The organism is Paucilactobacillus salsurae, assembly GCF_054784995.1.
Map to the genome: position 1 here is coordinate 278,500 of NZ_BAAHWX010000002.1, position 12,261 is coordinate 290,760.

13 protein-coding genes are annotated in these 12,261 nt (G+C 40.1%); 12 read left to right on the plus strand and 1 reads right to left on the minus strand.

Features of this window, described 5'->3' with window-relative positions; all coding sequences use genetic code 11:
- The first annotated feature begins 23 nt into the window (after nt 1-23).
- Nucleotides 24-3,665, plus strand: coding sequence for a DNA-directed RNA polymerase subunit beta' (rpoC, locus tag ACYVQZ_RS03330; RefSeq protein WP_461239970.1), 3,642 nt, complete (start codon nt 24-26; stop codon nt 3,663-3,665).
- Between the two features lie 48 nt (nt 3,666-3,713).
- Here rpoC and ACYVQZ_RS03335 read toward each other — a convergent pair whose 3' ends face one another.
- Nucleotides 3,714-4,397 (minus strand): prepilin peptidase, encoded by a 684-nt coding sequence (locus tag ACYVQZ_RS03335; RefSeq protein ID WP_461239971.1) that lies wholly within the window; start codon nt 4,395-4,397, stop codon nt 3,714-3,716.
- 267 nt (nt 4,398-4,664) lie between these two features.
- On the opposite strand from ACYVQZ_RS03335, the gene rpsL reads away from it, so the two are divergent.
- From rpsL to rpsC, 11 genes are all read left to right on the plus strand, one after another.
- Nucleotides 4,665-5,078 (plus strand): 30S ribosomal protein S12, encoded by a 414-nt coding sequence (gene rpsL, locus ACYVQZ_RS03340; protein ID WP_461239972.1) that lies wholly within the window; start codon nt 4,665-4,667, stop codon nt 5,076-5,078.
- Nucleotides 5,079-5,092: 14 nt separating this feature from the next.
- Nucleotides 5,093-5,563 carry a 30S ribosomal protein S7 gene (gene rpsG / locus ACYVQZ_RS03345; RefSeq protein WP_461239973.1) on the plus strand — a complete coding sequence of 157 codons (471 nt, stop codon included), beginning with the start codon at nt 5,093-5,095 and terminating at the stop codon, nt 5,561-5,563.
- Nucleotides 5,564-5,677: 114 nt separating this feature from the next.
- The gene (fusA, locus tag ACYVQZ_RS03350; protein WP_461239974.1) at nt 5,678-7,780 is read left to right on the plus strand and encodes an elongation factor G; all 2,103 of its coding nucleotides are present in this window, start codon (nt 5,678-5,680) and stop codon (nt 7,778-7,780) included.
- Nucleotides 7,781-8,078: 298 nt separating this feature from the next.
- Nucleotides 8,079-8,387: a 30S ribosomal protein S10 gene (rpsJ, locus tag ACYVQZ_RS03355; RefSeq protein ID WP_461239975.1), complete on the plus strand. Its 309-nt coding sequence runs from the start codon at nt 8,079-8,081 to the stop codon at nt 8,385-8,387.
- 37 nt (nt 8,388-8,424) lie between these two features.
- Nucleotides 8,425-9,090, plus strand: a complete 666-nt coding sequence (gene rplC, locus ACYVQZ_RS03360) for a 50S ribosomal protein L3 (RefSeq protein WP_461239976.1) — start codon at nt 8,425-8,427, stop codon at nt 9,088-9,090.
- Nucleotides 9,091-9,108: 18 nt separating this feature from the next.
- Nucleotides 9,109-9,735 carry a 50S ribosomal protein L4 gene (rplD, locus tag ACYVQZ_RS03365; protein ID WP_461239977.1) on the plus strand — a complete coding sequence of 209 codons (627 nt, stop codon included), beginning with the start codon at nt 9,109-9,111 and terminating at the stop codon, nt 9,733-9,735.
- Nucleotides 9,735-10,022 (plus strand): 50S ribosomal protein L23, encoded by a 288-nt coding sequence (gene rplW, locus ACYVQZ_RS03370; protein WP_461239978.1) that lies wholly within the window; start codon nt 9,735-9,737, stop codon nt 10,020-10,022. The genes rplD and rplW overlap by 1 nt, the downstream gene beginning before the upstream one ends.
- Nucleotides 10,023-10,051: 29 nt before the next feature.
- A complete protein-coding gene (gene rplB / locus ACYVQZ_RS03375) occupies nt 10,052-10,897 on the plus strand; it encodes a 50S ribosomal protein L2 (RefSeq protein WP_461239979.1) in 846 nt (281 codons plus the stop codon).
- A gap of 39 nt (nt 10,898-10,936) precedes the next feature.
- Complete coding sequence (gene rpsS, locus ACYVQZ_RS03380; protein WP_461239980.1) at nt 10,937-11,215, plus strand: 30S ribosomal protein S19; 279 nt, start codon at nt 10,937-10,939, stop codon at nt 11,213-11,215.
- Nucleotides 11,216-11,228: 13 nt separating this feature from the next.
- Nucleotides 11,229-11,585, plus strand: a complete 357-nt coding sequence (rplV, locus tag ACYVQZ_RS03385) for a 50S ribosomal protein L22 (RefSeq protein WP_461239981.1) — start codon at nt 11,229-11,231, stop codon at nt 11,583-11,585.
- A 3-nt stretch (nt 11,586-11,588) separates the two neighbouring features.
- Complete coding sequence (gene rpsC, locus ACYVQZ_RS03390) at nt 11,589-12,260, plus strand: 30S ribosomal protein S3 (protein ID WP_461239982.1); 672 nt, start codon at nt 11,589-11,591, stop codon at nt 12,258-12,260.
- Nucleotide 12,261: the final 1 nt, after the last annotated feature.

The following is a 12,261-nucleotide window of genomic DNA, read 5'->3' on the forward strand; positions in this document are numbered from 1 at the left end:
ACTAACAAAAGGAGGATCATTCGTTGATTGATGTCAATAAATTTGAAAGTATGCAAATCGGTCTGGCATCACCAGACAAAATCCGTAGTTGGTCATATGGTGAAGTAAAAAAACCAGAAACCATCAACTACCGAACTTTAAAGCCTGAACGTGATGGCTTGTTTGATGAGCGTATTTTTGGACCAACAAAAGATTGGGAATGTGCCTGCGGTAAGTACAAACGAATCCGTTATAAGGGTGTTGTTTGTGACCGTTGTGGTGTTGAAGTTACGCGTTCTAAAGTCCGCCGTGAACGGATGGGTCATATTGAACTCGCTGCACCAGTGACACACATTTGGTATTTCAAGGGTATTCCTAGTCGAATGGGTCTAGTTCTTGATATGAGCCCTCGTTCACTTGAAGAAGTGATCTACTTTGCATCATACGTTGTTTTAGATGCTGGTGATACACCACTTGAAAAGAAACAATTACTTTCTGAACGCGAATATCGTGATAAGAAAGCTGAATTTGGGACACGTTTCACAGCCGCAATGGGTGCTGAAGCAATTAAACATCTTCTTGAAGACGTTGATTTAGCTAAAGAAGCCGAAGACTTAAAAGAAGAATTGAAAGAAGCTTCTGGTCAAAAGCGGACACGTGCTGTTCGCCGCTTGGATATTTTGGAAGCATTTTTGAAATCAGGTAATAATCCTGACTGGATGGTCATGGATGTTATTCCTGTAATGCCACCAGATTTACGTCCAATGGTTCAATTGGAAGGTGGCCGTTTCGCCACTTCTGATTTGAATGATTTATATCGTCGTGTGATCAACCGTAATAATCGTTTGAAGCGTTTATTAGACTTGAATGCCCCTGGTATTATTGTCCAAAACGAAAAGCGGATGTTACAAGAAGCCGTCGATGCGTTGATCGATAATGGTCGTCGTGGTCGTCCGGTTGCTGGACCAGGTAACCGTCCTTTGAAGTCCCTTTCTCACTTATTAAAAGGTAAGCAAGGACGTTTCCGTCAAAACTTACTTGGTAAGCGTGTTGACTACTCTGGTCGTTCAGTTATCGATGTGGGCCCTTCACTACGAATGAACCAAATGGGTCTGCCAGTCCAAATGGCAATGGAATTGTTTAAGCCATTCATTATGAAAGAATTGGTTAAACGTGAACTTGCCTCAAACATTAAGAATGCTAAACGCAAAATTGATCGTAAAGATGATGATGTGTTCGATGTTCTTGAAGATGTTATTAAAGAACATCCCGTGTTACTAAACCGGGCACCTACGCTTCACCGCTTAGGAATTCAAGCCTTTGAACCTGTTTTAGTTTCTGGTAAAGCAATGCGTGTTCACCCATTAGTGTGTGAAGCCTACAATGCCGATTTTGACGGTGATCAAATGGCTATTCACGTGCCACTATCTGATGAAGCACAAGCCGAAGCACGTTTGTTAATGCTTGCCGCCGGTCACATTTTGGCACCTCGTGATGGGAAGCCAGTTGTTACGCCATCTCAAGATATGGTTATCGGTAACTACTACTTAACTATTGAAGAAAAGAACCGTGAAGGCGAAGGGATGATCTTTAAAGATCTGAACGAAGCCCGGACGGCTTATCAAAATAACTATGTGCACTTGCATACGCGTGTTGGTGTCGCAGTCTCTTCAATGCCAGCTAAGCCATTTACTTCTGCACAAAAGAGTCAAATCTTGGTAACCACTGTTGGTAAATTAATTTTTAACGACATTTTACCTAAGGATTTCCCTTATTTAAATGAACCAACGAGTGCAAACTTAAATAGTGGTGTTGACGAAAAGTACTTCTTGGATGCCGGTGAGGATTTGAAAGCTTATCTTTCAAACGCACCATTAATCTCACCATTTAAGAAGGGCTTCTTAGCCGATATTATTGCTGCAGTTTACAAAAAGTATAAAGTAACTGCTACATCACTCTTATTGGATAAAATGAAGGATTTGGGTTACTACGAATCAACCATTTCTGGTATTACAGTTGGTATTTCTGATATCACCGACTTGAAAGAAAAACCAGAAATCATCGCCGATGCTCATAAAGAAGTTGCTACAATTACCAAACAATTCCGTCGTGGATTAATTACTGATGACGAACGTTATGAACGTGTTATTGGTGTTTGGAACGATGCTAAAGACAAAGTTCAAGAAAAACTTGTTGAAAGTATGGATATCCACAACCCAATTAACATGATGTCAGATTCAGGAGCGCGTGGTAACATCTCTAACTTTACGCAACTTGCCGGAATGCGTGGCTTGATGGCCGCTCCTAATGGTAAGATCATGGAATTGCCAATCTTGTCAAACTTCCGTGAAGGTCTTACTGTGTTGGAAATGTTTATTTCTACGCACGGTGCCCGTAAAGGAATGACTGATACTGCGCTTAAGACAGCCAACTCTGGTTATCTTACTCGTCGACTCGTTGATGTGGCTCAAGATGTTATCGTTCGCGAAAAGGATTGTGGTACTGATCGTGGTTTGAGAATTACTGCCATTACTGAAGGCAATGAAATGATTGAACCATTGTATGACCGAATTCTTGGTCGTTATACAATGAAATCAGTTTACAACCCAACTACTGGCGAAGAAATCGTTGGTAAAAACATCATGATTGATGAAGATATGGCTCAAGAAATTGTTGATGCCGGCGTTACCGAAGTTACCATTCGTTCAGCATTTACTTGCAACACGAAACACGGTGTCTGCGAACGTTGTTATGGACGTAATGCAGCTACTGGTGATCAAGTTGAAGCTGGTGAAGCAGTTGGTACTGTTGCGGCTCAATCAATCGGTGAACCAGGTACGCAGTTAACAATGCGTAACTTCCATACTGGTGGTGTGGCTGGTAACGAAGATATTACCCAAGGTCTTCCTCGTATCCAAGAAATTGTGGAAGCTCGTAATCCTAAAGGTAAAGCTGAGATTACTGAGGTTACTGGTACGGTTGAATCAATCGAAGAAAACCCTGCCGAAAGAACTAAGGAAATCACTATTAAAGGTGAAACCGATACACGGACATACACATTACCTCTAACGGCACGGATGAAGATTGCTGAAGGCGATTTTGTTCATCGTGGTGCTGCTTTAAACGATGGATCAATTGATCCTAAGGAACTTCTCCAAGTTCGCGACGTTTTGTCTACTGAAAACTATCTATTAGCTGAAGTACAAAAGGTATATCGTATGCAAGGTGTTGAAATCCTTGATAAGCACGTTGAGATTATGATTCGTCAAATGCTCAGAAAAGTGCGTGTCATGGATCCTGGTGATACTGATGTCTTACCAGGGGCATTAATGGATATTGATGAATTCCGTGATGATAACTACAAGACACTTGTTTCTGGTGGTAATCCAGCAACGGGTCGTCCAGTTATCTTAGGAATTACAAAGGCTGCTTTGGAAACAAACAGTTTCTTATCAGCTGCTTCATTCCAAGAAACAACACGTGTTCTGACAGATGCTGCTATTCGTGGCAAAAATGATCCATTAGTTGGATTAAAGGAAAACGTGATCATTGGTAAGATTATTCCTGCCGGAACTGGAATGGCTGACTATCGGAATATTATTCCTAAAAAAGTCGGTGAATCGAGTGCTGACGGTGTCTACTCAATCAGTGATATCGAACAACAAATGAAGGAACAAGAAAAATAAGTTTCTTTATAAAAACAACCTGATGCTTTTTAGCATCAGGTTATTTTTTTACATAAAATTTTGGTACAACTGTTGAGTGAGAAATGCGATCGCAATGAAGGGCACAAAAGCTAGTTGAGAAAAGTGTTTTTTGCTTAATATATATATAATAGCCAGTGTACAAGCGATAAAAATAGTCTGAATAATCATAGTGAAACCAGTGAAAAGTTGTAAAATAAAAATAATTTCAATGTCACCAATTCCAAGGCCGTGAGTAATTTTTCCTAGTGTCAACAAAAAAATTGTTGTGCCAATCAGCAACAATAGCTCAGTGATCTTTAAAGTAATTAAAGATGGCCATAACAAATATCCGGGTAATAAAAATAGTAAATGAATTGTATAGATCGCATGTTCCTTAATATCCGTAGCAGATAAGATTAATAATCCGGAATAAAAGCAAAGAGCACAAAAAAAGTAACACCAGCCAGATTGATAGATGGATAAAAAGATGACACCAAATAAAAGTTCATAAACTGTCGATTGAAGCGGAATTTTATTGTGACAAAAATGACAGTGTCCACGTTGCAGAAAATACCCTAAAATCGGAATTAGTTGCCACCACCGTAAAAACTGGTGGCAATGGTCGCAAGCAGAACGGGGATAAATGATTGATCGATGGACGTAAGTTCTATCGATGACAACACCTAGAAATGATCCCCAACACAATCCGTAAATAAAAAATAAGTAGTTCAAAGTAATAAACCTCCTGTATAATAGTTACGGAAAAGTCACAAAAAATTTTATTAAAAAAACTGGTCAACTCATCATTGACACTAGGTTTTTGTCGTGATACTCTATTAAAGGTGCTTTTAAAACTTAGTCGTTCTGTCGTTACAGATAGTGCTGTTGTCGACAAGAGCCCAAACTACACGGCTTTTGTGTGTTTTTTTTATAACCTAAAAAGAACCACCTGGATGTGTGGACTAGAATTTTGAAAAAATGAAGGGAGCAACAAATTTAATGCCTACAATTAATCAATTGGTACGCAAGGGACGTAAGTCTCATAGTTCTAAATCAAAGTCACCAGCTTTGAACTTTGGCTACAATAGCCACAAAAAAGCAACAGTTGCCAATGCTTCACCTCAAAAACGTGGAGTTGCAACTCGTGTCGGTACAATGACACCAAAGAAGCCTAACTCAGCTCTTCGTAAGTACGCTCGTGTGCGTCTTTCAAACTTGATCGAAGTTACTGCTTATATTCCAGGAATTGGTCACAACCTACAAGAACATAGTGTTGTTTTGATTCGTGGTGGACGTGTTAAGGATTTACCTGGTGTTCGTTACCATGTTATTCGTGGAACACTTGATACAGCCGGTGTTGAAGACCGTCGCCAATCACGTTCTAAATACGGAACAAAGAAGCCAAAGGAATAGGAGGAATCGCTTAAATGCCACGTAAAGGACATGTACAAAAGCCTGAAGTTTTACCAGACCCAATGTACAATTCAAAACTTGTTACAAGCTTAATTAACCATTTGATGGTTGATGGTAAGCGAGGAACAGCATCAAAAATTTTGTATGCTGCTTTCGATATGATTAAGGAAGAAACAGGCAACGATCCTGTTGAAGTATTCCAAGAAGCCATGGAAAACGTTATGCCTGTACTTGAAGTTAAGGCACGTCGTGTTGGTGGATCAAACTATCAAGTACCAATCGAAGTTCGTCCAGATCGTCGAACTACTTTAGGTCTTCGTTGGATCACACAATTCTCACGTTCACGTGGGGAACACACAATGACAGAACGACTCGCACGTGAAATTATGGATGCTGCTAACAATACTGGTGCATCTGTTAAGAAACGTGAAGATACACATAAAATGGCAGATGCCAACCGGGCTTTTGCTCACTATCGTTGGTAATCACAAAAAGATTAATCAACAACTTTTGGTGACTGTTATATGAAAACATATAGTAGTCACTTTTTTAAAAAAACTCATTAAGAAACCCTTTTTGGAAGGAGAAACATTTTTAAGATGGCTAATAAACGAGAATATTCACTTGATAACACTCGTAACATCGGAATCATGGCCCATATTGATGCCGGTAAAACTACCACTACTGAACGGATCTTGTACTATACTGGTAAGATTCATAAGATTGGTGAAACCCATGATGGTGCTTCACAAATGGACTGGATGGAACAAGAACAAGAACGTGGGATCACAATCACATCTGCTGCAACAACTGCTGCATGGAAAGACCACCGTATTAACATCATTGATACACCAGGACACGTGGACTTTACTGTTGAAGTTGAACGTTCATTGCGTGTGCTAGATGGTGCCGTTGCGGTATTGGATGCCCAAGCTGGTGTTGAACCACAAACAGAAACTGTTTGGCGTCAAGCATCTGATTACAACGTTCCACGTATCGTCTTTGCTAACAAGATGGATAAATTAGGCGCTAACTTTGATTATTCAGTTCAAACAATCAAAGACCGGTTAAATGCAACACCATTGGCTATTCAAATGCCAATCGGTGCTGAAGACAATTTCCAAGGTGTCATTGACCTTGTTGAAATGAAAGCAGATATCTATGATGAAGATGAATTAGGTGCTAACTGGGATACAGTTGACATTCCTGAAGAATATAAAGAAGAAGCTGCTAAGCGTCGCGATACTATGATCGAAGAATTAGCAGATATCGACGATAACATCATGGAAAAATACCTTGGTGGGGAAGAAATTTCTGAACCAGAAATCAAAGCTGCTATTCGTCGCGGAACATTGAATCTTGAATTATTCCCTGTTCTCGCAGGTTCAGCATTCAAGAACAAAGGTGTTCAAATGATGTTGGATGCTGTCATTGATTACTTACCATCACCTCTTGATGTTAAGCCATACAATGCCACAGATCCAGATTCAGGCGAACAAATCGAATTAAAGGCTGATGATGACGAACCATTTGCCGCATTAGCATTTAAGATTGCAACTGACCCATTCGTTGGTCGTTTAACATTTATTCGTGTTTATACTGGTACTCTTCAATCAGGGTCATACGTTTTAAACACAACTAAAGACAAACGTGAACGTGTTGGTCGTTTGCTACAAATGCACTCAAATCACCGTCAAGAAATCCCAGAAGTCTTTTCTGGAGATATTGCAGCTGCCATTGGTTTGAAGAACACGACAACCGGGGATTCTTTAACATCACCAGATCGTCCACTTCAATTGGAATCAATGGAATTCCCAGATCCAGTTATCCAAGTTGCCGTTGAACCTAAATCAAAGGCTGACCAAGATAAGATGGATATCGCTCTTCAAAAGCTTGCTGAAGAAGATCCAACTTTCAAGGCTGAAACTAACCCTGAAACTGGTGAAACTTTAATTGCCGGAATGGGTGAATTACATTTGGATATTATCATCGACCGTATGAAACGTGAATTTAACGTTGAAGCCACTGTTGGTGCGCCACAAGTTGCTTATCGTGAAGCCTTTACAAAGGCAACACAAGCTCAAGGTAAATTTGTGCGTCAATCAGGTGGTAAAGGTCAATATGGTGATGTTTGGATTGAATTCGAACCTAATGAAGAAGGTAAAGGATTCGAATTTGAAGATGCCATTGTTGGTGGAGTTGTTCCTCGTGAATATATTCCTTCAGTAGAACAAGGTTTGAAAGAATCAATGGAAAATGGTGTTCTTGCTGGATATCCGTTAGTCGATTTGAAAGCCAAGTTATACGATGGTAGTTACCATGAAGTCGATTCTAGTGAAGCTGCCTTTAAAGTTGCTGCTTCAATCGCATTGAGAAATGCTGCCAAGTCAGCTGAGCCAGTTATTCTTGAACCAATCATGAAAGTTGATATCGTGATTCCTGAAGAATACATGGGTGATATTATGGGACAAGTTACTGCTCGTCGTGGACGTATTGATGGAATGGAAGAACGTGGGAATGCACAACAAGTTCATTCATTTGTGCCACTTTCTGAAATGTTTGGTTACGCAACGACACTTCGTTCTGCATCACAAGGTCGTGGTACATTTACCATGGCATTTGATCACTATGAAGCTGTTCCAAAATCAATTCAAGCTGAAATCATCAAGAAAAATGGTGGTTCAAACATTAAGGAAGATTAATTTTAATCTTTTAAAAGTAGAAACTTCGGTTTCTACTTTTTTTGTGCAAAAAATGTCACATAAATGAAATATTTTTCTATGAAAAAAAGCGAGAAAAAGCTTGTAATCAACGTTGTTCTCTAGTATCATAGATAAGTGCTTGAGCCTGCAACAAGGGTGTACTATGCCCTGCTGCGGCTCAACATGTGCAAGCGTTGATGTGAAAGGTTGCGACACACCCGGCCGCTTTGCCACAGGATGTGGCGGTAATTTTCACGGAGCTAGTCATATTTAAAATATTGACGAAGGAGGGAACACAATGGCAAAACAAAAGATTCGCATTCGTTTGAAGGCTTACGAGCATCGCATCTTGGATCAGTCTGCTGACAAGATCGTCGAGACTGCTAAGAGAACTGGTGCTTCAATTTCGGGTCCTATTCCGCTACCAACGGAACGTACAATTTATACGGTGCTTCGTTCACCACATAAATTTAAGGATTCACGTGAGCAATTCGAAATGCGCACACACAAGCGTTTGATTGATATCGTTGATCCAACACCTAAGACAGTTGATTCATTAATGAAACTCGACTTGCCAAGTGGTGTCGACATTGAAATTAAGCTTTAATTTTTCTATTTAATTACAATATATTGGAGGTGTACTCATGACCAAAGGAATCTTAGGAAAAAAAGTCGGAATGACACAGGTGTTCACTGAAAACGGTGAATTAGTTCCTGTGACAGTTGTTGATGTTACTCCTAACGTTGTCTTACAAGTTAAAACAGTTGAAAATGATGGTTATTCTTCAATTCAATTGGGTTTTGATGACAAGCGTGAAGTGCTCAGCAACAAGCCCGAACAAGGTCATGTAGCAAAAGCAAATACTACTCCTAAGCGCTTCATTAGTGAAATCAGGGATGCGCAATTAGGAGAAGACGTCAAAGTCGGTGACGAAATCAAGGCTGATCTGTTTGAATCTGGTGAAGCTGTCGATGTCACAGGCGTAACAAAAGGACACGGATATCAAGGTAACATCCATAAGGATGGTCAACATCGTGGACCTATGGCTCACGGTTCTCGTTACCATCGTCGTCCTGGTTCACTCGGTGCCATTATTAACCGCGTGTTCAAAGGTAAACCATTGCCAGGTCGTATGGGTGGCAATACAGTGACAATGCAAAATTTGAAAATTGTGCGTGTTGACACTGAAAATAGCGTACTGTTAATTAAGGGTAATGTCCCTGGTGCTAACAAATCATACATTACAATCCAAAATTCAGTAAAAGCAAACACTAAGAAAAACTTAAGTAAGCAAAAAAATAAAGCATAGGAAAGGAGGAACTAAGTAATGACCACAAGTGTTGCATTATATAAACAAGATGGAAGCACAAACGGAACTGTCGATTTAAACGCTGACGTTTTCGGTATCGAACCAAATGAAAATGCGATTTTCGATGCTGTTATTCGTCAACGTGCAGCTATGCGTCAAGGAACACATGCTGTAAAGAATCGTAGTGCTGTTAGTGGTGGTGGTAAGAAACCATGGCGTCAAAAGGGCACAGGCCGTGCTCGTCAAGGTTCAATTCGTTCACCACAATGGCGTGGTGGTGGAATCGTCTTCGGACCAACTCCACGATCATATGCCTACAAATTGCCTCGCAAAGTTCGTCAACTTGCAATTAAGTCTGCACTTTCACAAAAAGTGATTGATAAAGAATTGGTTGTTGTTGATGCACTAAAGCTTGATCAACCAAAAACAAAGGATTTTTCAGCCGTTTTAACTGGCTTAAAAGCCACTGAAAAAACTTTATTAGTACTTGATGAAGATGCCCAAAACGTTGCATTATCTGCTCGTAACTTACCAAATGTTACTGTAGTATCAGCAAGCAATGTTAATGTTTTGGATGTCGTAAATAACGGTAAATTAGTTATTACGCAAACAGCTCTTTCTCAAGTAGAGGAGGTGCTGGCATAATGGAAGCACGCGATATTATTTTACGTCCAGTTGTCACTGAAGCTTCAATGGCAACAATGGATGACAAGCGATACACATTTGACGTTGATGTTAATGCTACAAAAACACAAGTCAAAAAAGCCATCGAAGAAATCTTTGATGTTAAAGTTGTTAAAGTAAACATCATGAATGTTCGTGGTAAATTGAAGCGACAAGGACGCTATGTTGGTTACACAAAGAAGCGTCGTAAGGCTATTGTGACCTTATCTGCCGATTCAAACGAAATTAAATTATTTAATGAAGAATAATTAATTGATAATTATAGGAGGAAAAAACAGTGGGAATTCGGAAATATAAACCAACCACTAACGGTCGTCGTAATATGACTGGTTCTGATTTTTCAGAAATCACAAAGACAACTCCTGAAAAATCATTATTAGCACCAAAAAGTCATACAGCCGGCCGCAATAGTTATGGTCACATCACTGTTCGCCATCGTGGTGGCGGTACAAAACGTCAATATCGTATTATTGACTTCAAACGTATCAAAGATGATGTGCCTGCAACTGTTAAAGCGATTGAATATGATCCTAACAGAACTGCAAACATTGCATTGTTAGGTTATGCTGACGGAACGAAATCATACATCATTGCGCCTAAGGGCCTTGAAGTAGGTATGGAAGTACAATCAGGACCTGAAGCTGATATTAAAGTTGGTAATACTTTACCATTAGCGAATATTCCAGTTGGTACGGTTATTCATAACGTTGAATTGAAGCCCGGTAAAGGTGGTCAACTGGCTCGTTCAGCAGGAACATCTGCACAATTACTTGGTAAGGAAGATAAGTACGTTTTAGTACGTCTTTCGTCTGGTGAAGTTCGCATGGTATTAGCAACTTGCCGTGCAACAATTGGAGCAGTTGGTAATGAACAACATGAATTGATCAATATTGGTAAGGCCGGTCGTAAGCGTTATTCTGGTCAACGTCCACATGTTCGTGGATCTGTAATGAACCCTAACGATCACCCTCATGGTGGTGGTGAAGGTAAAGCACCAGTTGGTCGTCCATCACCTCTTTCACCTTGGGGTAAGAAGACAGCTGGTAAGAAGACTCGTTCACACAAAGCACGTTCAAGCAAATTTATTGTTCGTGGTCGTAAACGTGGTCCACATACTCGTTAATAAATAATACTGAATGTAAGTCCGAGAGGAGGTAACACAATGGGTCGTAGTTTAAAAAAGGGACCTTTTGCAGATGCTCATCTTCTAAAGAAGATCGAAGCTCAAGCTGATCAAGATAAAAAATCGGTCATCAAGACATGGTCACGTCGCTCAACAATTTTCCCTAGCTTTATCGGCTATACAATTGCTGTTTATGATGGAAGAAAACATGTACCAGTTTATGTACAAGAAGATATGGTTGGACATAAATTAGGTGAATTCGTGCCAACACGGACATTCCGTGGACATTCTGGTGACGATAAAAAAACTGGTAAGTAAAGGAGGGTGAATTATGGCAGAACCAATTACATCAGCACGTGCTACTGCGACAACTGTTCGAATTTCTTCTCGTAAAGTTGGTCTTGTACTTGATACAATTCGTGGTAAAAGTGTCGCTGAGGCATTCGCAATTCTGAAGTTCACCCCACGCGGTGCGTCTTCAGATGTTGAAAAAGTTTTAAAATCTGCTGTTGCAAATGCTGAAAATAATTTTGACTTAGATCGTGAATCATTAGTTGTTAGCGAAACATTTGCTAACGAAGGACCAACTTTAAAACGTTTCCGTCCTCGTGCAAAGGGTTCAGCTTCTCCAATTAATAAACGTACAAGTCACATTACAGTGGTTGTTTCAGAAAAACAGGAGGGATAACAAGTGGGTCAAAAGATTAATCCAACTGGATTTCGTGTTGGTGTCATTCGTGACTGGCAAGCAAAGTGGTATGCTGAAAAAAATTTTGCTGCTTTCTTGAATGAAGATTTACGAATCCGTAAATATATTGAAAAACGACTTGCTGAGGCCTCTGTGTCAACCGTTGAAATTGAACGTGCTGCTAATCGCGTTAACGTTTCAATTCACACTGCCAAACCAGGAATGGTTATTGGTAAGGGTGGTTCAGAAGTAGAAGCGCTTCGTAAAGAATTAAACAATTTAACAGGCAAACGTGTTCACATTAACATTGTGGAAATCAAAAAGCCTGACTTAGATGCACACCTTGTTGGTGAAAGTATTGCACGTCAACTTGAAAACCGTGTTGCTTTCCGTCGCGCTATGCGTGGTGCAATGCAACGTACAATGCGTTCTGGTGCCAAGGGTATTAAAACCCAAGTTGCTGGTCGTTTGAATGGTGCTGATATGTCTCGTGTTGAAGCATATGCTGAAGGAACAGTTCCTCTTCATACACTTCGCGCCGACATTGATTATTCATGGGACGAAGCACATACAACATATGGTGCTTTAGGTGTTAAAACTTGGATTTACCGTGGAGAAATTCTCCCAGAAAAGAAAGGCGCTAAGCAAAACGCCAAAGAGCAAGGAGGGAAATAAA